Origin of the sequence: Halobacillus sp. Marseille-P3879, from assembly GCF_900240285.1 — a bacterium.
Taxonomy (GTDB): domain Bacteria; phylum Bacillota; class Bacilli; order Bacillales; family Halobacillaceae; genus Halobacillus_A.
Genome location: NZ_OESS01000002.1, coordinates 217,546 through 243,703 on the forward strand (window position 1 = coordinate 217,546; position 26,158 = coordinate 243,703).

The 26,158-nt window shown below is 39.5% G+C and carries 25 protein-coding genes; 21 read left to right on the forward strand and 4 right to left on the reverse strand.

Annotated features, from left to right (window positions below):
* The first annotated feature begins 15 nt into the window (after positions 1-15).
* The 12 genes from hydA to C1A12_RS08920 all read left to right on the forward strand — a co-directional run bounded on the left by hydA (position 16) and on the right by C1A12_RS08920 (position 13,849).
* Positions 16-1,434 (forward strand): dihydropyrimidinase, encoded by a 1,419-nt coding sequence (gene hydA, locus C1A12_RS08865; protein WP_101843520.1) that lies wholly within the window; start codon positions 16-18, stop codon positions 1,432-1,434.
* Positions 1,435-1,522: 88 nt separating this feature from the next.
* On the forward strand, positions 1,523-3,016 hold the full coding sequence (locus tag C1A12_RS08870; protein ID WP_101843521.1) for an NCS1 family transporter: 1,494 nt from the start codon (positions 1,523-1,525) through the stop codon (positions 3,014-3,016).
* A 19-nt stretch (positions 3,017-3,035) separates the two neighbouring features.
* Positions 3,036-3,266, forward strand: a complete 231-nt coding sequence (locus tag C1A12_RS08875; protein WP_101843522.1) for a hypothetical protein — start codon at positions 3,036-3,038, stop codon at positions 3,264-3,266.
* 369 nt (positions 3,267-3,635) lie between these two features.
* Entirely contained in the window at positions 3,636-5,213 is a 1,578-nt protein-coding gene (locus C1A12_RS08880; RefSeq protein ID WP_101843523.1) for a PucR family transcriptional regulator, read from the forward strand.
* Positions 5,214-5,483: 270 nt separating this feature from the next.
* Complete coding sequence (locus C1A12_RS08885; protein WP_373420432.1) at positions 5,484-6,824, forward strand: aspartate aminotransferase family protein; 1,341 nt, start codon at positions 5,484-5,486, stop codon at positions 6,822-6,824.
* Positions 6,825-7,116: 292 nt separating this feature from the next.
* Positions 7,117-8,337 carry a hemolysin family protein gene (locus tag C1A12_RS08890; protein ID WP_101843525.1) on the forward strand — a complete coding sequence of 407 codons (1,221 nt, stop codon included), beginning with the start codon at positions 7,117-7,119 and terminating at the stop codon, positions 8,335-8,337.
* A gap of 74 nt (positions 8,338-8,411) precedes the next feature.
* On the forward strand, positions 8,412-8,753 hold the full coding sequence (locus C1A12_RS08895; RefSeq protein ID WP_200816576.1) for a n-acetylglutamate synthase: 342 nt from the start codon (positions 8,412-8,414) through the stop codon (positions 8,751-8,753).
* A 346-nt stretch (positions 8,754-9,099) separates the two neighbouring features.
* A complete protein-coding gene (gene rpsN, locus C1A12_RS08900; protein ID WP_101843526.1) occupies positions 9,100-9,369 on the forward strand; it encodes a 30S ribosomal protein S14 in 270 nt (89 codons plus the stop codon).
* 16 nt (positions 9,370-9,385) lie between these two features.
* Entirely contained in the window at positions 9,386-10,564 is a 1,179-nt protein-coding gene (locus tag C1A12_RS08905) for an FAD/NAD(P)-binding protein (protein WP_101843527.1), read from the forward strand.
* Positions 10,565-10,879: 315 nt separating this feature from the next.
* Entirely contained in the window at positions 10,880-12,367 is a 1,488-nt protein-coding gene (locus C1A12_RS08910) for an alkaline phosphatase (protein WP_101843528.1), read from the forward strand.
* Positions 12,368-12,481: 114 nt separating this feature from the next.
* Complete coding sequence (locus C1A12_RS08915) at positions 12,482-13,165, forward strand: hypothetical protein (protein ID WP_101843529.1); 684 nt, start codon at positions 12,482-12,484, stop codon at positions 13,163-13,165.
* Between the two features lie 75 nt (positions 13,166-13,240).
* Positions 13,241-13,849, forward strand: a complete 609-nt coding sequence (locus C1A12_RS08920; protein WP_101843530.1) for a DedA family protein — start codon at positions 13,241-13,243, stop codon at positions 13,847-13,849.
* A 506-nt stretch (positions 13,850-14,355) separates the two neighbouring features.
* On the opposite strand, the gene C1A12_RS08930 is transcribed toward C1A12_RS08920, so the two are convergent.
* Positions 14,356-15,309, reverse strand: a complete 954-nt coding sequence (locus tag C1A12_RS08930) for a ribose-phosphate diphosphokinase (RefSeq protein ID WP_101843532.1) — start codon at positions 15,307-15,309, stop codon at positions 14,356-14,358.
* Between the two features lie 383 nt (positions 15,310-15,692).
* Positions 15,693-15,860, reverse strand: coding sequence for an aspartyl-phosphate phosphatase Spo0E family protein (locus C1A12_RS08935; protein WP_101843533.1), 168 nt, complete (start codon positions 15,858-15,860; stop codon positions 15,693-15,695).
* A gap of 587 nt (positions 15,861-16,447) precedes the next feature.
* On the opposite strand from C1A12_RS08935, the gene C1A12_RS08940 reads away from it, so the two are divergent.
* The 5 genes from C1A12_RS08940 (at position 16,448) to C1A12_RS08960 (ending at position 20,607) form a co-directional block, all read left to right on the forward strand.
* Positions 16,448-17,290 carry an STAS domain-containing protein gene (locus tag C1A12_RS08940; protein WP_101843534.1) on the forward strand — a complete coding sequence of 281 codons (843 nt, stop codon included), beginning with the start codon at positions 16,448-16,450 and terminating at the stop codon, positions 17,288-17,290.
* Complete coding sequence (locus C1A12_RS08945) at positions 17,290-17,898, forward strand: hypothetical protein (protein WP_101843535.1); 609 nt, start codon at positions 17,290-17,292, stop codon at positions 17,896-17,898. Before C1A12_RS08940 ends, C1A12_RS08945 begins: the two co-directional genes overlap by 1 nt.
* Positions 17,899-18,041: 143 nt before the next feature.
* Positions 18,042-18,914, forward strand: coding sequence for an AraC family transcriptional regulator (locus C1A12_RS08950; protein WP_101843536.1), 873 nt, complete (start codon positions 18,042-18,044; stop codon positions 18,912-18,914).
* Between the two features lie 393 nt (positions 18,915-19,307).
* A complete protein-coding gene (locus tag C1A12_RS08955; protein ID WP_101843537.1) occupies positions 19,308-19,934 on the forward strand; it encodes an FMN-dependent NADH-azoreductase in 627 nt (208 codons plus the stop codon).
* Positions 19,935-20,022: 88 nt separating this feature from the next.
* The gene (locus C1A12_RS08960; protein WP_235001576.1) at positions 20,023-20,607 is read left to right on the forward strand and encodes a cell wall hydrolase; all 585 of its coding nucleotides are present in this window, start codon (positions 20,023-20,025) and stop codon (positions 20,605-20,607) included.
* Between the two features lie 236 nt (positions 20,608-20,843).
* Here the strand turns inward: C1A12_RS08960 and metA are convergent, their stop codons facing one another.
* Positions 20,844-21,752, reverse strand: a complete 909-nt coding sequence (metA, locus tag C1A12_RS08965; protein WP_101843538.1) for a homoserine O-succinyltransferase — start codon at positions 21,750-21,752, stop codon at positions 20,844-20,846.
* 246 nt (positions 21,753-21,998) lie between these two features.
* Here metA and C1A12_RS08970 point away from each other — a divergent pair, with 246 nt between their 5' ends.
* The gene (locus tag C1A12_RS08970) at positions 21,999-22,472 is read left to right on the forward strand and encodes a GNAT family N-acetyltransferase (RefSeq protein ID WP_101843539.1); all 474 of its coding nucleotides are present in this window, start codon (positions 21,999-22,001) and stop codon (positions 22,470-22,472) included.
* A 19-nt stretch (positions 22,473-22,491) separates the two neighbouring features.
* Positions 22,492-23,028, forward strand: coding sequence for a DUF1572 family protein (locus C1A12_RS08975; protein WP_101843540.1), 537 nt, complete (start codon positions 22,492-22,494; stop codon positions 23,026-23,028).
* Between the two features lie 54 nt (positions 23,029-23,082).
* On the opposite strand, the gene C1A12_RS08980 is transcribed toward C1A12_RS08975, so the two are convergent.
* A complete protein-coding gene (locus tag C1A12_RS08980; protein ID WP_101843541.1) occupies positions 23,083-23,742 on the reverse strand; it encodes a GntR family transcriptional regulator in 660 nt (219 codons plus the stop codon).
* A gap of 275 nt (positions 23,743-24,017) precedes the next feature.
* Here C1A12_RS08980 and C1A12_RS08985 point away from each other — a divergent pair, with 275 nt between their 5' ends.
* Both C1A12_RS08985 and C1A12_RS08990 read left to right on the forward strand, forming a co-directional pair.
* Positions 24,018-25,214: a CaiB/BaiF CoA-transferase family protein gene (locus C1A12_RS08985; RefSeq protein ID WP_101843542.1), complete on the forward strand. Its 1,197-nt coding sequence runs from the start codon at positions 24,018-24,020 to the stop codon at positions 25,212-25,214.
* Between the two features lie 15 nt (positions 25,215-25,229).
* Complete coding sequence (locus C1A12_RS08990) at positions 25,230-26,138, forward strand: hydroxymethylglutaryl-CoA lyase (protein WP_101843543.1); 909 nt, start codon at positions 25,230-25,232, stop codon at positions 26,136-26,138.
* Positions 26,139-26,158: the final 20 nt, after the last annotated feature.

Here is a 26,158-nt window from a genome sequence, read left to right on the forward strand (position 1 = left end):
CTTAGGAGGGCTATAATGAAAAAGATCATTAAAAATGGAATCATTGTGACAGCTGCCGATACGTATAAAGCAGATATTTTAATTGAAAATGAGAAGATTGGCTTAATTGGACAGGATTTGTCTGATCCAGGTGCTGAAGTCATTGATGCGGAAGGGCACTATGTATTTCCCGGCGGAGTTGATCCTCATACCCATTTAGAAATGCCATTTGGCGGAACGGTGAGTAAGGATGACTTTGAAACCGGTACGATTGCTGCCGCTCATGGAGGTACTACTACGGTTATCGATTTTTGTCTCACGAACAAAGGAGAGCCTCTGCAAAATTCTATAGATCAGTGGCACGCTAAATCGAAAGACAAGTCCGTTATTGATTACAGCTTTCACCTTATGGTAGGGGAGATGAATGACGCCGTTATTGATCAGCTCCCCAGTGTAATTGAGGATGAAGGGATTACTTCATTTAAAGTATTTATGGCTTATAAAAATGTTTTCCAGGCGGATGATGAAACGCTTTTCCGAACGCTTGAAGAAGCGAAGCGCCTGGGGGCTCTGGTCATGGTTCACGCAGAGAATGGAGATGTTATTGATCACTTAGTAAAGAAAGCATTGCAGGAAGGCAACACAGATCCGATCTACCATGCTTTAACACGACCTCCTGAAGCTGAAGGAGAAGCAACGGGGCGTGCTGCCCAGCTTACTGGTTTAGCCGATTCGCAATTATATGTGGTGCATGTTTCCTGTCAGGAAGCCGTGGAGAGAATTTCAGAAGCCCGTAAAAAAGGGTATGACGTATGGGGAGAAACCTGTCCCCAGTATTTAGTTCTCGACCAAAGCTACCTCGAAAAGCCAAACTTTGAAGGAGCGAAATACGTATGGTCTCCTCCATTACGTGAGAAATTTAATCAGGAAGTATTATGGAATGCCTTAAAAAATGGAGAACTTCAAACGCTGGGATCAGATCAATGTTCGTTTGACTTTAGCGGTCAGAAAGATCTGGGGAAAGGGGATTTCACTAAGATTCCAAATGGAGGTCCGATAATTGAAGATCGTATCAGCATTCTTTTTTCTGAAGGAGTGAAAAAAGGCAGAATTACGTTGAATCAATTTGTTGATATCACCTCTACACGAGTGGCTAAAACATTTGGTTTATTTCCTCAGAAAGGGACGATTACAGTAGGTGCCGACGCCGATCTCGTTATTTTTGACCCGACAGTGGAGCGAACAATCTCAGTAGAGACAAGCCACATGGCAGCTGATTACAATCCTTTTGAAGGGATGGAAGTGACAGGCCAGCCTGTCAGTGTGCTATCCCGTGGAGAATTTGTGGTTCGTGATAAAGAGTTTGTTGGAAAGTTAGGGAGCGGAAAATATTTAAAACGTGCCCGTTATGGCGATTTTAAACTATCCTCAGAAGAACAGCTGACGATTAAGTAATTTATAAAAAGAGGGCTGCCTGGCTGTAAATGGTCAGCAAGCCAGGCAGCTTAAAAAATTATAGGTATACTTAGGAGGATTCCTGTACATGGACAAAAAAGATCATCATTTAATGTCGCCTGATCTTATGCCGATTCCTCATCGTGAGAAAAAAATCAGTACTCTTGGTTTTTCATTTATGTGGGTAGGGATGGCCGTGGTCTTAGCCGCTTTTGCTATTGGAGGTGCGGGGGTTCAGTCAATATCACTTATGGCAGTCATTCTCGGGACTTTGCTTGGAACTATACTTATTGGATTAGCTATTACTATGACGGCCGATATTGGTATCGAGCATGGGATCTCATTCCCTGTTTATATGAGGGCACCGTTTGGAACATTAGGAACCCATTTTCCTTCCGTTGTCAGAGGGGTAGCTGCGTCGATGTGGTTCGGGATTAATACTTATTTTGGCTCAACCGCCATGAACGGGATTTTGAACATTTCTTTTGGTTTTGACAGCTGGATTACGTGTTACATCATTTTCGCACTTTTTCAATTGTTAAATACAGCGATGGGGATTAAAGCTGTAGAAAAATTTGCTGACCTTGCGGCTCCAGTTATCATTTTAATAGGGATCTGGATGTACTATACGTTATCAAACAGCGCTGCTGAAGGTGGAAGAGATATTTGGTCGTGGGTGGAGAGCCCGGTAACAGGTGGAGCGGCGATTACTGCCTTTGTCGTTGTTGTGGTTGGTAACATGGGGTTTTGGGCGACGCTGGCGGCTGATGTCTCTTCTATATCCCGGTTTATTAAAGCTCCCAAGTTTGAAAGAAACTGGTTTAAACGAAACAAAGGAGCAATGGTAGGCAGTTTAATCGCATTACCCTTGACCCAGACGTTTATTGTAGTGCTTGGTGCTGTTTCTTATATTGCTGTTTCCAATTATGATCCCGTGGTTGCGTTACAAGAATCGGCAAGCGGCTTAGTGTTAGGCATCCTGCTGTTGATGATCGTGTTAGCTCAATGGTCGACTAACGTTTCTGCAAACATTGTCCCCGCAGCTACGATATTCTCAAATGTAGGTGGACCGAAGCTTCCATTTTGGGCAGGAGTATTTATCGCTGGTTTAGTAGGTACGGTAATTCAACCCTGGAGTGTATTTAATTTCCTCATACCTGTGTTGTTAGTTGCTGCTGCAATTCTGTCTGTTATCGTTGGTATAATCTATGCAGATTATTACTTGTTAAGAAAAAGGAGAATGAATGTCCATGATTTATATAAAAATGATGGGCAGTTCTCATACAGTGGGGGAGTAAACTGGGCTGGAATCATTTCCTGGGTAATAGGAAGTGTAGCAGCCTACACGTTTAGCAATTACTCATTTTTCGTAGGATTTGTCGTAGGTGCTCTAAGCTATTATGTCTTAGCAAAATACTGGTATTTTAAGAAATATGAGCAAGCAGAAATTGAAAATCCGAGTGATGAAAAATATCTAGGTATTACTGTTGGTCGTGACTGGGAAATAGGGCAAGGGTTTGTAGAGGAGCGACTAGGTCAAAAAACAGGGACAGACGAAGTGCCGAAAAAAATTGATGCTTAACGTATTAGGAGGGGGATTTATGTCATCTCATCGTGAGTTTGAGTTAGAAAAAGAGAAAATTGATTTTCTCCTTGAACAAGATTACGTTATCTCGGGTGTTACAGAAAACTTAAGTGGATCGTTTCTGGAATTTAGTTATGAAGGCCATGATCCTGCTAAAGATGAAAAACAACGACTTCATGTTCTGCACCCAGACACGCGTAAATATTTCTCTACTATATTGTTACAGCAGCAAAAACAACAGAAATAGAAATGAGGTTGAAACAAAACTGAATAAAACTAAAATAATCCGAACGATTTTGTTGAAATCAGTTCGGATTATTTATGAACCAGGAAAGGATTTTTACCCTTGCTCCGTCTAAACACTTCGCTTTTCATCAGCATGAGCTTAGATTTCTCGAAAAGCAAAGAACGTTTTCCTACTAGAGGTTTGATCCCGCTGTTCCCACAGGGATCTTAAGGATTTTGACTACACTGATGCGTTTATATGATTTAATTTTTACTGTACCATCATTACTTTACTTATAACTTATTCTCATTTCTATTTAGTTAGAAAAGCAGTTGATCTTCCATAGATTTTTTAATGAACTTATAGTACCTTTGAATAAGGGGTCGTTCTATGGAAACTCACTTTGCTTTTTCGGTTAAAGCTATTCTTGGAAGGGATCATTTTAAGTGTGCCTCGGTAGTAGCTGGTCACAAAGGGTTGAAGCGTCTTGTCAAATGGGTTCATGTCTTTGAAATAACAGAAGTGAGAGAAAACTTAAAAGGCGGAGAACTAGTGCTATCAACAGGATTCGGCTGGAAGGAAGATAATAATTTATTTATATCGTTATTAGAACAGTTGATTCAGCGCAATGTTTCTGGTCTTTGTATTGAACTTGGCAGCTTTATTGATACTATTCCTGAGGAAGCTGTCGAACTGGCCAATCGTCATCACTTTCCGATCATTACGTTTAATAAAGAAGTTTCGTTTGTAGAAATCACCCAAGATATCCATGCTGATTTGATTAATCAACAATATGAATTAATTTCTAACCTGGAAGACTACTCTCAACGACTAAACAAAAAACTCCTCTCAATTGATAACTCTTTTGAAATTCTTAAGTATTTACAGCAATATTTAGGTTGTCAACTCGTTTATATGGCGAAAGACGAACAAGTTATTATGATTCCTGCCGTTAACGAGATTGAAAAAGAAAAGCTGTTGTCCTGCCTCAACCACTCTTCATGTATGAAAGTCATAAGTCAGCCTGTCTATGTATTTGAAAGACGGTTTGCTACTGTTCACCTGCTTACAAAAAGCCGTGATTTCGGTGAATTCGAGTCTCTACTATTAGATCGGACAGCCACCGCGCTGGCTCAATACTTATTACGAGAGCTCTATACGGAAGAAAAACGAAAAGCTGAAGAAACCGAATGGATGCTTGAATGGCTCCAGGGTGTACATACTAAAGAAGAAATCAATGAACATTTAACTATTTATAAAATAAATGATGACATTTCAGGAGCTATTGTACTCATTGTCAAATTGCAGGAAAATCATCATTTAAACACAGATATTACCTATCTAAACATGATGATACAAAATATTTTTGATCAGAATGGTTACTTTGTGTTTCCTGTGGAAAAACGTCACTTACTAACGTTTGTGCTGTTAAATAAAGAAGGGGAAGATGATTGGAAGCACCGTACGGCTAAAGGAATCGAACGAATGAAAAAAATCCTGAAAGAATCTAATGGAGCAACATTTCAAATTGCTGGAGGCAAGTATGTCAGGAAATTAGATCATGTGGATGAAAGTTTTAAAACTGCTCAGGAGACGTTATCCATTCAAGGCAAAATGCCAGCCGGAGATGCTAAACATTTTTATGAAGATATGCATATGTACAGGCTTATTTCCCTTGTACATAAACATAGTAATTTACAAAGCCTCATTAAAGAATACCTCGATCCGATTCTTGAATATGATCAAAAACACAACACAAATTTACTTCAAACCCTGAAGGTTTATTTAGCTTGTAATGGCTCTAAGAAAGAGACGGCTAAGAAGATTTTTGTCGTCCGGCAAACTTTATATCATCGGCTTGAAAAGCTTGAGCAGCTGTTGGGAAAAGATTTTATGGAGGCGGAAAAAAGACAGGTCATTGAGTTTTCAATCCTTGCCCATGAATATCAGCAAACCATATTAAATTAACCGCAAAAGGTCTGTCTCTTAAGACAGGCTTTTTTATATTTAAAAAAGGTTTAACTTTATTAAAAGGTCAGGGTATAAGAAAACTTTCGACTTCTGCGATTGGACAAGCAGTAAGCGAGGTTTTTCTAATATGGAATTTATTTGTAGGCAAAGTGTGAATGTTCACGGTGAACTCTTTTACAGAATGTCTAATGAAACCTAGTTAATAATATTAGATAATTAAGATAATTCTTACAATTGAGCACTATCATGATTGAGGAGGGAGATCCATTGACAAGAGCTGAAGTAACTCAAGATATGCTTACAAAGGACGAAAAGTTTGTATGGCATTCCATGAAACCCTACAATCCGGAGGCGACCATGGTGGCTAAAAGTGCAAAAGGATCCTGGATCACGGATATTAACGGCAGAAAATTCTTAGATGCAATGTCGGGTTTGTGGTGTGTGAATGTTGGCTATGGAAGAGAGGAATTAGCAGAAGCAGCTTATGAACAATTAAAGCAATTGTCTTATATGCCTTTAACCCAAAGTCATGAGTCAGCGGTCAAACTTGGAGAGAAAGTAAACGAGTTATTAGGCGGAGGATATGTTGTTTTTTTCTCAAATAGTGGATCAGAAGCTAATGAAGCTGCTTTTAAAATTGCCAGACAGTATCATCAACAAAATGGAGACACTCATCGTTATAAATTTATTTCAAGGTACCGTGCTTATCACGGCAATTCCATGGGATCACTTGCAGCAACCGGACAGGCTGAACGCAAGTATAAATATGAACCTTTAAGCCCGGGCTTTCTTCACGTGTCTCCACCTGATTTATATAGGAATGAGCATAGTGAAAAGGATCGTTGGGGAGCCGAGCCGATTGATCAAGTTATGACCTGGGAGATGAGCGACACAGTTGCAGGTATGATCATGGAACCAATTATTACAGGAGGCGGTGTCATTGTGCCTCCAGAAGAGTATATGGCTGAGGTCAAAGCGATTTGTGAACGGCACGGAGCCCTTCTTATTTCTGATGAAGTAATCTGCGGTTTCGGGAGAACAGGGAAACCGTTCGGGTTTATGAACTATGGGGTTAAGCCGGACATCGTCACGATGGCAAAGGGGATTACGAGCGCGTATTTACCACTATCAGTTACTGCTGTAAAAAGGGAAATATATGAGGCCTTCAGCGGCAGTGATCAGTACGAATTCTTCAGACATATTAATACATTTGGGGGAAATCCGGCAGCTTGTGCACTAGCACTAAAGAACATTGAGATACTGGAAAAAGAAAATCTTTTTGAACGAGCCAATCAAGTAGGAGACCAGATAAGACAAGAGTTACATGACCGCTTGCAAAATCACGGTTATGTAGGAGACATCAGAGGAAAGGGACTGCTGGTGGGGATCGAGTTAGTAGAAGATAAAGGTACAAAAACCCCACTGGATACCCCGAAAGTAAACGAAGTTATTACCTATTGTAAAAACAAAGGCATTCTTATTGGGAAAAACGGAGTAACAGTGGAAGGGTATAACAACGTTCTTACTCTCGCTCCGCCTTTATCAATAGAGGAAGAGGACGTAGTGTTTTTAGTGAATACTATAGTGGACGCTCTTCATCAAATGTAGAGTGTGGTGAAAAGTACGTTTAAACTCATTTTAGACAATAAATAATCCGAACTGATTGCAATAGAATCGTTCGGATTATTTTATGCTTTATTCAGTTTTTTCCATCCCTGCTGCATTCGTAATACAGCGTCCCCCAAAATTCGTCTAGATAAGCATTCGTTTATGGTTACATATAGTTTTGAACGCGCGTATATTTTATTACCCATGGTTGTTTCACTTCCTTTGTAATAGGAAATAATTTATAGTAATATCATGACTGAATTTTTGGAGATTTTAAAGGGGGAAGCAGTACGTGATCATTGCGATCATATTTCTAATTTTCGTTTCACTATTTTTCTCAGGAAGTGAAACCGCATTGACGGCTACCAATAAGATGAGGCTGCAAACTAAAGCTGGACAAGGAGATAAAAAGTCCGAGAAGCTGTTAGATTTAGTCTCGAAGCCCAGCGAATTTATAACGACCATCCTTATTGGAAACAATATTGCTAATATTTTACTGCCGACTTTAGTAACAACGCTGGCTATTCAATATGGTTTTAGCGTTGGACTGGCTTCGGCGATATTGACCATAGTAATTATCATTTTCGCTGAAGTTATCCCGAAGTCTGTAGCTGCTGCGTTTCCTGATCGAATCGCTAATATAGTTTATCCCGTTATCCGCTTTTTCGTCATCGTCTTTAAGCCGGTTACGATTGTTTTAAATTGGCTCACGGGAGCAATTACTAAAGTACTTTCAAAAAATCAGGAGGAAGATGTATCCGTATCTAAAGAGGAATTACGTACAATGGTAGATATTGCGAATTCTGAAGGTACATTCGATCAAACGGAATCTTACCGCATCAAAGGAGCGCTTGATTTTTATAATCTGAATGTAAAAGATGTGATGAAAACGCCCCGGGTGGAAATTGTAGCTCTGCCTGTCACAGCTGCTTTTGAAGATGTCAGAGAAGTTGTCATCAATAACCCGTTTACAAGATACCCGGTTTATAACGATGATATTGATGACATTGTCGCTGTTTTTCACTCAAAATATTTACTTTCCTGGTCCACAAGTGAAGACAAGTCATTTAAAGATTTTATTGACTTTGATCCGTTGGTCGTCTACGAATTCCACACCATAGAGTGGGTATTCCGCAAAATGACCAAAGAGCGAAAGCACCTGGCTATTGTTTTAGATGAATATGGCGGAACAGAGGGAATTCTTACCCATGAAGATATCATTGAATCCATGATTGGGTTGGAAATTGAAGATGAAATGGACTTAGAAACGGATTCATTAGTAGAGAAGCTGACAGAAACGGAAATCATCTGTGACGGTAAAATTACCCTGCGAAGATTAAATTCAATTTTTAACACTAAAATTCCAGAAGATGAAGATGTTCTAGCTGGTTACCTGTTAAAAGAATGTAACGATTTTCTTGAAGAAGGAGAAGTGTTAGAACGTCTCAACCTCACATTTAAAGTGTTGGAGATTGAAGGCCGTATGATTCGCAAGGTGCAGATAATTAAATAAAGGACGAATAGAAAGGTATTGTGTGAGACGATGCTTTTCTATTTACATAGAAAAATTGAGAAGGAGAGGATTGTTTGATTAACTACCATAATCGTAAGTTTGTATCAGTGGATAATTCTGCCGGGGGCGAAGTTTCTTCTCATACTTATTTTCACTATTATCAGGAGGAAAATATCTTATATGCAGATTATGAAGGGGGCGATATTGTAAAAGGTAAGCTGATCGGGATTGTGCATGGAGATGGTTCACTTGAGTTTCGATATAATCATGTGAATCGAAACAATGAAATAAGAGGCGGACAGTGTAAATCCATTCCAGTGATAGCGGAGGATGGAAGGATTGAACTGTATGAAAAATGGCAATGGCTGGATCAAGAAGAAACGAGCGGAGAATCAATTATAAAAGAAGTTAAGTAGTAGTATGGCGCTTGAACACCAAGCGTCTTTTTTGTGTGCTTGGAAATTATAAAGTTCTAAGCTGCGAATTGACTTCCTTTTTCAGCAACATACGGCTCAAGCGCTCAGACACTCGCGATATAAGCAGCCTGCTGAAGGGAAAGCCCCTCCTCCGGCCGTTATATTTATACGTGTCGTGTCCACCAGGGTGCCTGCGCCTTTGGTCTGCATAACTCCGGGTTTACAATTTAATAGGTGTGTTTTATAATACATAAAACGTAATGGTTACTATTTAAATGTAGTTGCGCTTTTTTTATTGTTCATTTTAAATCGTAATGATTACTTTTAAAAGGAGGAAGTAATAATCATGGCTAAAAAATCAAAGATTGCTAAAGAAAAGAAACGTCAGGAAATAGTAGCGAAGTATGCTGAATTGAGAAGAGAACTAAAGGCGAAAGGTGATTATGAGGCTCTGCGTAAACTGCCGCGTGATTCTTCACCAACCCGGTTAAAAGGACGGTGTGAAGTAACAGGCAGACCTCGTGGATATATGAGGAAATTTAAGATGTCACGAATTGCTTTTAGAGATTATGCCCATAAAGGCCAGATTCCTGGTGTGAAGAAATCAAGCTGGTAGGTTAGGAGAAGATCCTATGTATAAGGTGGTCATAATTGGAGGAGGTATTCAAGGCTGCACAGTTGCTGCCCACCTCCTTCATTTCAATAAAGTCAGCAAAGATGAACTTCTTATTATCGATCGTTTTGAGCAGCCACTTAATAAATGGAAATCTATTAGTAAGCGAATTGGGATGACTTATTTAAGATCACCCTCTGTCCATCATCTTGATCCTGATCCGTACAGCCTTAAGAAGTACGCTAAGGTAAACGATTTTGCCGGTGCTTTTCTCGGGCACTACGGCCGGCCGCGTCTGGATATGTTTAATCAGCATTGCGAGGACATAATTGAAAGGAAAGAACTAATAGATTGTTGGAGACAAGGGATGGTAACAGGATTAGAAAGAGCGAAAGGGGCTTGGAAGGTTTCAATCGATCAATTGAAGATTGTAGAGGCAGAGAGTGTGGTGCTCGCCATGGGAATGAATGATCGACCCTGCTTTCCGAAATGGACGGAATCAATTCTTAGAGAGCATCCCCACCGTATTCAGCATATCTTTTCAGAAGAAATTGACGAACAGCAAGAATCATTTGCTGTCATTGGAGGCGGCATTACAGCTGCACATCTTGTTAAAACTTTAACCACAAGGTATTTAAAACCTGTAACGCTAATTAAGCGCCATCCATACCGGACAGCAGATCTAGACAGTGATCCCGGATGGCTTGGCCCTAAATATTTAACGACCTTTCATCAAAGCAAATGTTATATAGAAAGGCGCTCTTTAATCAATGAAGCAAGAAATCGAGGATCGATTACTAAAGGATTGCGAAGTGAGCTTAAATCACTTGAACTATCAGGCAAACTCGATGTGAAAACAGATGAAGTGAAGAAGGTGCGGTCAACGAACAGCCACGTTAAGATATATTTAAAAGCTCATAAGCCAGTGACTGTAAGTAAATTAATTCTGGCTACTGGTACAGAAGCAAGCCTGCCGGGAGGAAAGTGGCTAGCAGAAACAATAGCTAGGTGCGGCCTTCCGCTTGCCCCGTGCGGGTTTCCAATTGTAAATAATGATCTGGAATGGATGGAGGGTTTATACGTCACAGGGGCTCTCGCAGAGCTGGAAATTGGTCCAGTTGCGAGAAACATTGCCGGAGCTAGGAAAGCAGCGGAACGAATTGTAAATAACTTTGAGAATTACTATGAAAAATCATAAGGGAAAAACAACTCAGTTAAACAACAGTACAATGGAATAGGGAAACTGTTTAATTTTTTACTTGCGGGAAATGGGGTTTCTTTTTTTCAGTTTCATCGGAGGAAATTATTTAAATCATTAAGGAAGTTGTAACTTAACACAGAATTCTATTAATAATCATTCAATAGGTAAAAAAACTCAAAAGACATTTACGGGTTTCATACTGTCTGAGAATATAGTCCCTTTTTGACTGTGAATTATTGACGCTTACCCTTCGGCCTATTTACACTGAAAAGAGTATTCGTAATTTTACAAAAATTCAGTGGAGGGGAAATTATGTCGGTCAAAAAGAAATTTACAGCTACCGTTGCAGCTGGCGCCATCTTTAGTGGGGGCTTTATTGGACTTACATCAGAAAAGTCACCAATCTCAATTACTGCTGAAGAAACCCAGGAAGAAAAAGTGGGAGTGGATAAAAAGTCACCTGAAAACGTCATCGTTATGGTAGGGGATGGTTTAGGAGTCGGTCAGATGGAAATTGCGAGATTATTAGAATCAGGAAAATCAGGCGACTTATTTATGGAATCACTTGAAAATGTAGGATTGATGCGTACATACTCAGCTGATAATGCTGTTACAGACTCAGGTGCAGCAGGTACAGCACTCGCTACTGGAGAAAAAACATATAATGGCGGGATTGGTGTTGACAGTGAAGGTCAGGAAACCGACAGCATTCTAGATCTATATCAAGATCAAGGGAAAAAAGTCGGCGTGATTTCAACGAACACAGTAACAGACGCCACTCCGGCCGCTTATACAGCGAGCGTAGCTGATCGTGACGGTCAGGATGAGATAGCTCGTCAAATGCTTGAACATCAGTATGATGTACTGCTTGGAGGAGGAGCTGATTACTTTAGCCCTGAAAGTCAGGACGGTACCGATCTTGTGGAAGAGTTTCAATCGAGCGGATATGAAGTAGTAGATAATGAGAGCAGCCTTGAAGATGCCGAAACACCTGAAAAGCTGCTTGGATTGTTTAACGATTCCTATATGAGCTATAAAACAGATCGTGACGAGTTAAACAGCGAAGAACCAACTTTAGAAGCAATGACTCAAAAAGGACTGGATGTTTTATCGCAGGATGACGATGGATTCTTCCTTATGGTAGAGGGAGCACGTATTGACCATGCTGCACATGCTGCTGATGCAACAGGAGTGTGGCAAGAGACTATGGAATTCGACCGAACGGTAGAACAGGTTGTAAACTGGGCTGAAGATCGTGACGATACGATGGTAGTAGTACTAGCTGACCACGAAACGATGGGGATGTCTGCTACGGAACCAATGGATATAGAAGGATTAAAAGATATAGAAGTGTCACCTGAATATATGGCTCAGCAGCTGGCAACTGATGAAGAAACAGGCACTTTCTCTGTTGAAAGTGTAAAACAAGTATTTCAGGAATATGCCAATATAGACCTTACGGATCAAGAAGTAGATCAATTTCTAACAAAAATAGAAGACAATGATGGAGAAGTGTATGCAGCCTATCGAGTGGGATGGGAAATAGGTTCTGTGATAGCTGACCATTATAAAGTCGGAGCTTTAGATACAGATATCCGAGCTGAAAGCGGTACGGGCGGCCATACAGGAAATATGGTTCCCGTCTTTGCTACCGGTGCTGGAAGTGAAGACTTTGAAGGTGTAATGGATAATACAGATATCATTGAGCTAATTGCAAATTCAGCAAAAGACAATAATGGAAAAGGTCCTGAGAATAGTAATGGCAAAGGAAAAGACAAAGGAAAAGGTCCAAATAAGTAATGAATGTTAATAAAAAAACTGCCTTTTGAAGCAAAGGCAGTTTTTTTATGTTTTGTAAAACAATGGTTGTATTGGTAATATGAATGTAATAAAAAATTATGATCAGGAGGCACAATGGCCAAGATAGTTATTTTATTTACTTTAAGCGGTCTACTCGTTGCCTGTAGTCATAACCATAATAATGAGGCTAAGGAAACCCCATATGCTCACTATGAAGACGATGAAATGGTAGGCACCGTTTCAAAAATTGATAAGGATAATAACTTATTAGAGGTAGATATCTCTGAATGGGAAAAGCGTGATCGGTCAGGGCCAGATGCTGCAACAGATGAAGGGTATAGTTATGAAGCGGTTTATTCGGAACAAACAGAAATTCGTAAAGAGGACGGAGTTTCAGTAAATATTAATGATCTGAACCTTGGCCAAAAGATCTTAGTTAATCCGCCAAGAGACGATAAAGAGTTTAATGGAGAAACTGAAGAGATAGTTTTACTTGAAATGTCTGATGAAGAAAAATATTCAGAGGTCCTTTCTCATAGGGGAGATAAGTTCGATGTGGTTGTTATATATAATAGAACGATTCCGGATGAGCTGGATGAGAGTCTGCTAGAAGATTTGGATTCAAGCCCTGTAGGTTCGTGGATTAAATATGAAAAGAATTATGTAGTAGATTATAAGGATGAATTTGAAATTGAGAACTTCCCGGTGCTGTTAGTTTTTAACGATGAGAAGATGGTTTATAAAACCTATGATGCTGCTGATTTAAAGAAGTTTTTTAGAGATCATGCGGAAGAATAAAAGTTTCTGGTATTACTAACCCAAGACTTATTGGTGTCTTCTACTTGAAATTAAAGGGAATACAAGGGGCTGTCTATGGAAAATTGGCTGATCAATATAATTAACGAATATGGATACCTGGGGATTTTACTGTTAATTGCAGTAGAAAATGTATTTCCTCCCGTACCGTCTGAAGTAATCTTAACCTTTGGCGGATTTATAACTCATTCTTCCAGGCTGACTATTACGGGTGTTGTGATTGCTTCTACTGCCGGTTCAGTTATTGGAGCGGTCTTTCTTTATGGGATTGGCCTGCAAATCGATGTTTCTCGGCTGGAAAGTATAGTGGACAAGTGGGGCTCCTTTTTAAGGTTAACTAAAAAAGATATTTATCGAGCAGATGCTTGGTTTGATAAATATGGACCCTGGACTGTGTTTTTCTGTCGTTTCGTACCATTAATTCGAAGCTTAATTTCAATTCCAGCCGGCATGTCGAATATGAATCTACAGTTGTTTTTGGCGCTTACAACATTCGGCACGCTCATATGGAATGTAGTGTTGGTGAATTTAGGGGCGTCTGTTGGTTCTTCATGGGAAGATATTGTTCACTATATGGATCTGTATTCCAGAGTTATTTATGTGTTATTGGGTATCTTACTGATTTTACTTTTCGTGTTAATTGCGAAGAGAAGAAGAGGGAAATGAATTTTGAAAAAGGAAATCCAAAGAATGTAGTTAATGAGAGGAGAAGCTTCTTCTACCTTCGTAAGTTTCAGTTCAGTAATTGGGAGGGATAACAAGTTATTTACGAACCAACAAAAATGGCAATTCTAGTCGGGTTGCATTTGATCATTTCTATAATTTCTTTTATTGTCTCTAACAGCTATGAGAAATCTATCATTACCGACAAAGTGAACAAATACATTTTCGTTGGGATAAGCCTCTTGTATAGTATAATTGCTCCCTATATTATAGTCGGGAGTCTTCTAATGATAGAGCAACTAACCGCTGCAGCTTATCGATTGATGATTAGCGGCATGTTGTTGTTATTTTTATTTATCCAGGTGCTGGTATATAAATGCCTGAATACATTCGAAGCGGAATAGTTTATGGTTAGCAGCTATAATACACATGTGCTGTCTGGCAATACATCCTAATCTTGTAACCTAAAAAGCCGCCCTCCCCTGAAGAGGGGAGGACGGCTCTTATCATTAATCAAACAAAGGACTGACAGGCTCTTCGTTATGCACGCGCTTGATAGCTTCGCTTATAAGGGGTGCGATAGTCAATTGGGTCAGTTTGTCCATTTGTTTTTCTTCAGTGAGAGGGATGCTGTTCGTCACAATCAGCTCTTTCACTGGGGAGGCTTTAATCTTCTCAACGGCAGGTCCCGATAAGACAGGATGGGTACTGCACGCATAAACCTCTTTAGCTCCTCTTTCTAATAGAGCTTTCGTACCGCTGGTAATCCTTGTCCCTGTATCAACAATATCATCCATTAGGATAGCAGTTTTCCCTTCAATATCCCCCACGATGTTCATTTCACCTGGAAAATCTTTTCTAGGCTCGCGCTTATCAATAATAGCAATGTCTGTTTTAAGACGATCGGCCATTTGACGTGCACGTTTAACGCTTCCGTGATCAGGGGAAACAACGACTACGTCTTCTAAATTTTTTTCTGTAAAATATTTCGTAAGTATAGGCATAGCCAGCAGTAAATCAACTGGAATATTAAAGAATCCCTGTACCTGAGGTGCATGAATATCAATTGACATCACTCTCGTGGCTCCGGCCTGCTCAATTAGATCAGCTACAAGTTTTGCCGTAATCGGCTCTCTTGAACGCGCTTTGCGGTCCTGTCGCGCATAGCCATAATAAGGAATAACTACATTAATGGAAGCGGCAGAGGCACGTTTTAATGCATCAATCATTATGAGGAGCTCCATAATATGATCGTTTACTGAATCACTAGTTGATTGAATAACGAAAACATCGCATCCTCGAACACTTTCTTCTATGTTAATTTGTAACTCTCCATCACTAAATTCATTTACTGAACATTTTCCTAATTCAATACCCATGTTCTCAGCTATTTCTTTTGCAAGTTCATGGTTGGAATTCAGCGAGAAAACTTTTATATTATCTTCAGCTGCTGGAAATGACATGGCAGGTCCCCCTTAAATAAAAACGATCTTACTCATCTTCTCTATTATCACAAAAAACATTCCGATACACAAGAAACTTCCCTGTGAATAAATTATGAATGTGTTTAGAGTTTAAGGGGAGGTGATTTCGAGAAGGTTAAAAGGCGTTTTCCCACTAACCTTGCCAGAAAAAAAGTACACAATATGGGTGAGACAAACATATAATAGAAGACACCAAAGTGGCGCGGTTTCTTAACAAATAGAAGAGGCTGCGTCATTTTTTGGGTTGAATCCCATTCAGGTTTATCTCACCTAATTATGTATATTTATTGCCGGATGCTCTTGTGAAGAGGACTCAGCATCAACCGGTTGTAAGGATAGTTGCAAGCAAAATATAAGTTCTTCTAATTAGCCAGCCTGTTTAGCAGATGATCGAGCTGCTGACTGCATCTTACTGTACGCCTGTCAGTCAAGCCATAACGATTGCCTAATTCAATCATTTCTTTTTTCTTTACTTGTATGTCTTCAGCAAGTTTGTAATGATATTTAGGTGCGTGTATTTGTTTTGACATAGAAAATTCTCCTTAATTTTTAATTGTACGGACAACGTTAATGATTATCCTCAATTTGTATATGCAATTCAATAGGTTCGCCAAAAGTTGTCATAATTAGACAAAGGTTCTTATTAACTTACTAGCATATCTAAATTTCGTCCAATTCACCTGTTCCCCCTGGTAATATAGGGTTTTAGGCAGGATTATGTCATTTGTTGTTAAGATGAGTCACTAGTCAGTACTCCTCTTATTCGGTGGTTTTTTGCTGTTCTTAGCAATATGACTTATTACCTTGTTCAAGAAAATATTGGATAAAAGAAAGATAAGCCATATCTCTTGTGTAGGGTATTTATTTAAAATACAGTAAGGTGTGTCTAATAACCATTTCCCACTTTCTAATTTGCTCTTTCTTTAGACCTTTTTCACAGTCTTTCTATATTTATTTTATAAAAATATTAAATGGACCATCTATTTTCCTTAAATTACAAGGCGATTTCCCTATCCTACCTAATGTTTAATGCAGGAAATCAGGCAAATATATCGAATATAATTAAATAAAAGCAAAGAAAATCCGGCTGAGTATCTTATTTTGGAGGGATAATACAATGGAGTTTACCTTTGACTCGACATATAGTTTGAAGGAGTTTTTCGTAGAAAATAGTGAAAAATTTGAAAATACATTACTGTCTGAAGCAGTGAATGTTAAATCGAAAATATCTGAAATTCTGCAGATAGGAAATATCGACCTCGTTAATAATGCCCATAAGCTTGTGATCTTTATTATTGATGGCAAAAATGAAGAACTTAAGAGTTTTGCGAAGCAGGAAGGAATAGCATGGGCAACGCATTCTCTTGAGCTATCATTTAAATTAGAGTGGGTTCAGGCCATTCGTAGAACGTTATGGAACTTCATAGAAAAATATTATGAATTGGTCACTGAAAATGATCCAGAAGACTTCTTTCAGCTTGAACAAGAGTTTAATAATAGCGTAGATGAATTTTTAAATGCGTTTTTTATTAGTTTTTCAACGTATAAAGATTCCCTGATAAAGGTTCAAAAAGAGCTGGTGGAAAACTTGTCCGTTCCGATCATCCCTATTGACCCTAAGATTTGTATATTACCATTAATTGGATCTGTCGATTCACACCGGGCAGGAATTATTAAAGAAAAAGTGATGAGTGAGGTAGCCGAGCTGAGAATGGAAACATTGATAATGGATTTATCCGGTATCGGAAAGATGGAAAGTGGTATTCTTGTTGACTTAATGCAGATTATCGATGGAATATCCATGATGGGATGTAAAACAGTCATTACAGGTATGAGGAAGGAGATTGTTATGGATATAACGAAGTCCGGTATTGTTTTCAATTCGGAAACGACTACTTTAGGCACATTGCAGCAGGCGTTGAATGAGTATTTTGTTGAAGAAAAGCATCAGAAAGTGTGATGGGGAACGGGAATAAGGTAGAAAAAGCGAAGAATATACAGCAGTTAAGGCTGGAGTTAGCTTTAATTAATAAAAATGGTCTTCCCTTTCTTGGAGCAGCCTTTGTTGTATGGCTGATCATTACTTTGGTTTTTTCCCTGTCCTTTAATCTTAATGATAAGAATATAATTATGTTGTTTTCCACAGGGATAACGTTTCCTTTAGCTGTGCTCTTATCTAAGCTTTTGAAGGTGGACTGGAAGGATAAGAGTAATCCTTTAAGTATTTTGGGCCTGTATTTAAATGTCGCCCAATTCATTTATTTTCCATTGCTTTTTCTGGTTTTTGTAAAATATTCAGTAGATACTGTAACTGCTTTTGCCATTATTACCGGGGCTCATCTTTTTCCTTATGGCTGGCTGTACAACACAAAGGTATTCTATATAATGGCTCCTATAATTACGATAACTACTGCTGGCATAGGGATATTTATTTCCAGTGATGATTTATGGATCATTCCACTTTCCGTGGCTGTTTCGTTATTAATCCTTATTGTAATGCTGTATAGGGATTATAGAAGCAAAGTAAAAGAAAAAAGCAGGCTTATGAAAGCGACGATTTCTGTTTAATATAGTAGTTAAAAAGCGGACCTTCTCGATTGAGAGGTCCTTTTTAGCCTGTGTTAAGAATGAGACCCTCTAATTAAGGGCACGAAAAGTCGGACCGATTGATTTTATCACTGATACTCTTGATTGTAAGGGAGGTTATTGCAATGGATTCAATTGAGCAAGTTAATAAAGCCTTAAGCTACATTGAAGAACATATTACTGAGAAGGTTGATTATCAGGTCGTAGCACGAATCGCCTGCTGTTCTGAGTATCATTTTAAAAGAGTTTTTTCCTTCCTGGCTGGTATTCCGCTCTCCGAGTATATACGTCTAAGAAGGCTGACGTACGCTGCATATGAACTGAACCAAAGCCAGGCAAGAGTCATTGATATTGCGGTGAAATATGGGTATCGTTCAGCGGATTCATTTTCACGTGCCTTTCAAGAATGGCAGGGAATAACCCCTACAGAGGCAAGAAGGGAAGCTCAATTGTTAAAAGCCTATCCGCGCATGAACTTCCAACTAACCATTCAAGGAGGAAACGAAATGAATTATCGGATTGAGGAAAAAGAAGAATTTTACATTGTGGGTCTCAAAAAGCGTGTACCTATTATTTTTCATGGAGTCAATTCTGAGATAGCTGGTATGTGGAGAAGTTTAACAGCAAAAGATATCCAAAATTTGAAGAGTTTTTCTAATATAGAACCTGGAGGAATTATAAGCGCCTCCACTAACTTTTCCGAGGGAAGAATGGAAGAAAAAGGAGAGCTGGATCATTACATCGGTACAGCCACTACAATGGATTATTGTGAGTCTTTTGACAAACTAAAAGTTCCTGCTTCCACGTGGGCCGTATTTGAAGTGGAGGGCCCTTTTCCAGATACCCTGCAGAATGTATGGGGGCGTATATATTCGGAATGGTTTCCCTCCACTAATTATGAACAAAAAGAGGGTCCAGAAATCCTGTGGAACGAAGGTAAAGATACTTCATCTGCGACTTTTAAAAGTGAGATATGGATACCGGTCATTCACAGCTAGTACTCTTTGAACAATCATCAGACATTTACGCCAGTGTATATGGTGAGATTACGAATTATGGAAATAGAGTCGCTCCTGAGAGAAGAGTGGCTCTATTTTAAAGGAGTCAACCATGAAATGAGGGAGGCCAGGGTTATCCCATGATTACAGCCTTTCTCTGTTCCTCCACCTGCTGTAACTTTTATCGGCTGCCTGGTAAACCCGCTGCGACTTTCTATTAATTGTCTCACAGGGTATCAGTTTATGTGATTTGACAATATCCATCTTCCGTTATATATTATGCAAAGTAGAAAGTTTGCATAGCAACTAATTGCTTTTTTTTAGCTCTTATAGTTGCTGTAACAACATCTTTAATTCAGAGTTTTACAACTCTACTCTATGGAGGGATACGTAATGACTAAAGTATTATTTATTAAAGCTAATTCAAGACCAATTGAGCAATCTGTGAGTGTAAAACTATATCACAAATTCCTGGAAAATTATAAAGTAGCTCATCCTGATCATACAATCGAAGAACTGGATTTATTTGAGGAAAATCTAGCCTATTATGACACGGACAAAATAAATGGTATGTTCAAGCTCACGAGAGAAATGGAACTGACAGAAGAAGAGGAAAAAGCGACAGAAACAGTAACTCATTATTTGGATCAGTTCCTTGCTGCTGATAAGGTTGTCTTTGCATTTCCACTCTGGAACTTTACGATACCCGCTGTACTCCATACGTATTTTGATTATCTTGCTCAGGCAGGAAAGACTTTCAAGTATACGGAAGAAGGACCAGTTGGACTTTTACCTGACAAAAAAGTTGTGCTCTTAAATGCAAGAGGCGGGATTTACTCTGAGGGGCCTGCTCAATCTGCTGAAATGGCTGTAAACTACGTTAAGAATATTCTGCAATTCTGGGGTATTAAAGATATTAAAACTGTGGTGGTTGAAGGACATAACCAGTTTCCTGATAAGGCTGAGCAGATTGTAGAAGAAGGGTTGGATAAAGCCGCAGCAACAGCAGTTTCTTTCTAATTGGAAATACTGGAATTTATTAATAGTCCACCTTTTTCTCCTCCTATGTTACCTTGTAATAGATTAAAATTCAGGAGGTAGATTGAAAGTGTTAAAGAAAATGTCAATGTCAGTCCTTACGGCAGTGTGTTTAATAGCTTTTTCCTTTCCAGCACAAAGTTCTGCCCAAGCTAAAACCTATACCGTCCAGGAGGGCGACTCATTTTATACAATTGCTAAACAAATCGGAGTATCTGCTGATCAGCTGCAGGCTATGAATGATCGAGCAAACTCAGAAGAAGTATATCCTGGTGAAGTGCTAAAGCTTCCAGTAGTGCCAAGTGCTTCCGAGAAGGATCTTCTTAACCGACTGGTAGAGGCTGAAGCTAAAGGAGAGAGCTATGCAGGTAAGGTGGCTGTAGCTACTGTTGTTCTTAACAGAGTTGAAAGTGACCGTTTCCCTGATTCGATCTATAACGTAATCCATGATGGATACCAATTCTCTCCAGTGTTAAATGGCTCTATTAATGAACCAGCCAGCCAGGAATCCAAAGATGCAGTAGAAGAGGCTGTTAATTATCAAGGTTATGATCGTGATTCTATCTTTTTCTATAACCCGGATAAAGCCGAAAGCAGCTATCTTAGCAGTCAGGAAGAAACGACTGTAATTGGAAATCATGTATTCTTAAAATAAGGTAACTAAAAGCAGACACTCTTAGAGGAGAGTGCCTGCTTTTTTGTGTTCTTTGAAATTATAAAAAAAGCTGTGGAAAAATTCCTTGTAGAGCGACATCCTGCACAAGCGCCGAGACAGTCGCTACAAAAGACATCCAACCGATAGAAGGGAACACCACCTTCCTCCGGCCGTTTTACTTATGCGTGTCGTGTCTACCAAAGTGCATGCACCTTTGTTGCATATATGGAAAGTGTTTATTTCCATGCGTAAGGGGTTTGCTGGTAAACATAGTAATTCAGCCAGTTTGAAAACATAATATAGGCGTGGGAGCGCCATCGGTTCAATGGCTTTTGAGTAGGGTCATTGTCTTTGTAATAATCAATAGGAAGATCAGGTTTAAGTCCTTTGTTCCAATCTCTGTGATATTCATCTCCAAGCGTTGCAGCATCATACTCTACGTGCCCGGTAACCATGACGTGTTTACCATCCCTTGACTGAATGGTGAATGGGCCTGCTTCCTTAGAGGTGGAGAGAAGAATGAGCTCTTCATGTTTAAGGATTTCTTCTTCTGCTACATCTGTATGCCGCGAATGTGGAGCTGAAAATTCATCATCCCATCCTCTGACCAGCTGGTTATCTGGATGGAGCAGGTCATGGGTAAATATTCCTGTGCGCTTCTGGTTAAGTTTGAATTTATCAATGCCATAATGGTAATAAAGAGCTGCCTGGGCACCCCAGCAAATATGCATGACGGATGTCACGTGCGTTTTTGTCCATTCCATAATCTCTACTAATTCATCCCAGTAATATACGTCTTCGAATTGCAATTGTTCAACAGGTGCTCCTGTAATAATCATTCCATCATACCGGTGGTCTTTCACTTGATCGAAGCTTTTGTAAAACTGCTGCAAGTGAGATTTACTGACATTTTTCGATTCATAGGTGGCTGTATGCATGAAGTCTACATTGACTTGCAAAGGCGAATTACTAAGCAGGCGGAGAAGCTGGGTTTCTGTTCGCTGTTTCTCGGGCATCAAGTTTAATATTAAAATATTCAGAGGACGAATATCCTGGGTGATCGCCCGGTGCTCGTCCATTATAAAGATATTTTCGTTGGCTAAAACCTCGCCTGCAGGCAGGTTTTTTGGAATATTAATAGGCAATCACATTTCCTCCTTCATAACCAATATATTTATTATAAATAGGAAGCTTTAATGGTGCAACGGGGTGAAGTGTGCAACCTCCGTAATTTCTAGAATATTCAATGTTCTTATCCTATCACAAATTAAAAAACGATAGCCAGTTGTTAATCTTACTAGAATTATATTCTCTGCTTTTGTAGGATAAATATAGGTTCCTTGATACGAAAATACCGAGGTTTATAAGTATAAAGTGAAGGGGGCAGGTCAATGTATATTAGAAACATGGAGTCTGAAGATTATCATGAAGTATCTTCAATTATTAATGACTGGTGGAGAGGAAGAAATATGTCACTTCCAAGATTGTTTTTTGAGCATTTTCAAAATACTAGTTACATCATTAAAGAAGATAATAAAATCATCGGTTTTTTGATTGGTTTCTTATCACAGTCTTATCCAGATGAGGCTTACATTCATTTTGCAGGAATACATCCAGATTATCGCAGAGAGGGGCTGGGAAAGAAACTTTATCAATTATTTTTTGGAGAGGTACGCCAGCATGGAGTTTCTAAAATCCGTTGCATCACCTCAATCGAAAATAGAAAATCCATAGCTTATCACACACAAATTGGATTTAAGATTATCCCGGGTGATAAAACAGTTGAGGATATTAGAGTACACTCCGATTATGGTGGAGAGGGTGTCGATCGGGTTTTGTTTTTGAAAGAGCTTAAAGGAAAATAAGAAAGGAGGGAAGTTCTTTATGGGTGTGGAACTGGTATATTTGACAATCATTGAAAAAAGGTTCAAAAGTGTGAAGGAGCAAGGTGAAAAAGCGATTAAACAGCTGTCTGAAGAAGAAATTCACTGGTATCCTAATAAAGAATGTAACAGTGCGTCGGTGATTGTTAAACATTTAAACAGAAACATGAAGTCCAGGTGGATAGATTTCTTAACCTCTGATGGGGAAAAGGAGAATAGAAACCGGGACCAGGAATTTATAAATACCATTTCGTCGAAAGATGAACTTATGAAACTATGGGAAGAGGGGTGGGGCGTCCTGTTCAACGCATTAGGAGAGTTAACGTCTGAAGACTTAAATAAAGAAGTAACTATTAGAGGCGAAAGTCTTTCAGTTATCGATGCAATTGAACGCCAGCTGGTTCATTATGCTTCTCATATCGGCCAAATCGTTTACTTAAGCAAACAGCTTAAAGCGGAAAAATGGACCACCCTCAGCATCCCAAAAGGTAAATCAGAAGAATATTTTAGAAAAATGAAAGAAAGACATGACCTTTGAAGTTAATCCCAAGCCTTTTCACAGGGCTTGGGTTTCTTTTATATGATGAGCTGATTAGTTTGTGGTGTAGTGATGGTCGATTTCTTCTATGTGGTGCAGCACCTGATCTCTACCGTGGTAAATATGCTCATGCATTGCAGCACGAGCTCTCTCTGTGTCTTGCTCTTCGATCGCTTTTAATATGGTTTTATGAACTTCTAACGAGTGTCTCAACTGATATTCATTAAACCAATAAAAAGAACGGAAAATTAAAGGTACGACTACAACTTTCGATATGTGGGAGTGGATATGATGGTTTTGAGAAGCTCTGATTACAGCGTCGTGAAACCTGTGGTTGATGTTTACTATATACTCGATTGTTGTTTCTCCAGTCTCCAGGTAGGTTGTGATCACTTCTTCATATAATTTGTTAGCTTTCCGCATCTCCTCCAAATTTTCTTCTTTACGATGAAGAGCTGCCTGAGATGCTGCATAACCTTCCAGAAGGGTGCGTAAATCATAAATTTGCTCTATATCTTCTTTAGTAAAATGACGAACATATACACCACGCTTCTGCGATACAATAAGACCTTCGGATTCAAGCTTTCTTAATGCTTCTCGTATGGGTGTTCGACTTAAATTCAATTCTTTTGCTAAGTATTCTTCAGTTAATCGCATTTTTGGTGAGTATTCGCCATGCAGAATAGATCTTTTTATAAATTCGTATGCGTTCATAGTACAACTCCTCTCCTTTAAATTGTATCCATAAAACTACTTTCATAGCAAATGGTTTCGATCTTATGTATACAAACTGTAGTAATATTCCACGAATTTATTGAAAAACAAATAGTTTTGTTGACCTATTGTATACAAAGTGTTATTATTTCAACAAGATTCAGAAAGTTTAGAATATCAATTGCTTCCTTGCTTTCGTTGAGGAAGTAAATTTTTTTATCGTTTTACTTAAGCGTTTTCATAAAATTGTGATACTTATTAAGGTGGGATCATTTATGGTGCAAAGCTTGGAAGGGGTTAAAGTTCTAGAAATGGGCAGCCTTATTGCTGGACCTTTTGCAGGAAGGCTGATGGCTGAATTCGGAGCCGATGTTGTGAAAGTGGAACCTCCTGAAAAAGGAGACCCGTTAAGAGACTGGAGACACGTCTACGAGGGGACATCCTTATGGTGGAGACTTCAGGCGAGAAATAAGAAGTCCATTACGGTCAACTTAAAAAGTGAGGAAGGACAGAACCTTGTTAAATCTCTTGTAGAGCAATGTGACATTGTGATTGAGAACTTCCGGCCCGGTACATTAGAGAAATGGAACCTCGGCTATGAAGACTTAAAGGAAATCAACCCAGGTATTGTTATGGTTCGAGTATCTGGTTATGGACAAACCGGCCCTTATCGTAACAAGCCTGGGTTTGGAAGTATTGGAGAATCGATGGGCGGACTGAGACATATTACCGGACACCCTGAACTGCCTCCGACTCGTGTAGGTGTCAGTATAGGCGACTCTTTAGCAGCTATGTATTCTGTAATAGGAGCAATGATGGCTCTCTACCATAGAGATGTGCATGGAACCGGTAAAGGGCAGGTAGTAGATGTTGCCTTATATGAAGCTGTATTCAGTTTGCTGGAAGGGTCTCTTCCAGAGTACGACAAAATGGGAGCTGTTCGTGAACGCACGGGCTCAAGCCTTCCGGGAATTGCTCCTTCAAATACGTACCAATGCAGGGACGGAAAATACATTGTGATCGGTGGTAATGGAGACGCGATATTCAAACGGTTAATGGAAGCTATCGGCCATCCTGAACTGGCTGTTGATGAACGCTTTCAAACCAACAGCGGTCGAGCAAAGCAGGCAGCTCTATTAGATGAAACGATTGAGAATTGGACGAAAACAGTGGACTTTGACTATGCCTTGGAAGTACTTGATGGAGCCAATGTGCCAGCGGGACCGATTTATAGTATTGAGGACATTGTGAAAGATCCGCATTATTTAAGCAGAGAAATGATACAGAGCTTTAAGCTTAATGAAGAAGAAGACCTTAAAATCCCTGGTGTTGTCCCTAAAATGAGTGAAACTCCCGGCGCCACAAACTGGCTGGGGCCGGAACTTGGTCAGCATACTGAGGAGGTTATGAAGAACTGGTTAGCGTATGATCATGATAAAGTTCAGGAGCTTAGACATAAAGGCATTATTTGAAAGGAGGTTTTAGTAGTGGAAAGGATTTATATTCAAGAAGTAGCGACACGGGATGGATTTCAAATTGAAGAACAATTTGTTCCAACAGAAGAAAAGGTTAAGCTTCTAAATAAATTGAGTGAAACCGGACTCGATAAAATAGAAGTGACTTCCTTTGTTTCTCCAAAAGCGGTGCCGAATTTAAAAGATGCAGAAGAGGTGATGAACCGAATTAATCGTCATCCAGATGTTGCTTACACGGCCTTAATCCCTAACGTCAAAGGAGCGGAGCGAGCTCTTAACTGCCAGGCAGATGAAGTGAATTTAGTGGCTTCCGTTAGTGAGACACATAACTTAAAGAATGTTCGATCTACAACAGATGAATCTTTTAAAAATTTTAAGGAGATTTCTTCTTTCCTGAATGGAACTAAGATGAAGATTAATGGGACCTTGGCCACGACTTTCGGCTGTCCCTTTGAGGGAGCAGTTAATGAGAATCGGGTATTAACCTTAATTAATCGTTACCTTGACCTTGGGGCTGACGGCATAACTCTGGCGGATACCACAGGAATGGCCACCCCTAAGCAGGTCTATCGTTTGTGTGAGTATGTTCGTACCCGCTGGCCGGAGCTCCCGATTACACTGCATTTTCATAATACACGAGGAATGGGATTAGCAAATGTCATGGAAGGAATTCGGGCGGGGATAAATCAGTATGATGCTTCCTTAGGTGGTTTAGGAGGCTGTCCGTTTGCCCCAGGAGCAACAGGTAATATTTGTACAGAAGACCTTGTCCATATGCTGTCATTCATGGATTATGAGATGAACGTGGATCTCGATGGTTTAATAGAAACTTCTAAGCATCTAGAGACACTCTTAAACCATGAAATACCGGGACAAGTTATGAAAGCAGGAAAAATATCAGATTTGTACCCTGTAGGATAAAAGGGATTCTATATAATAGA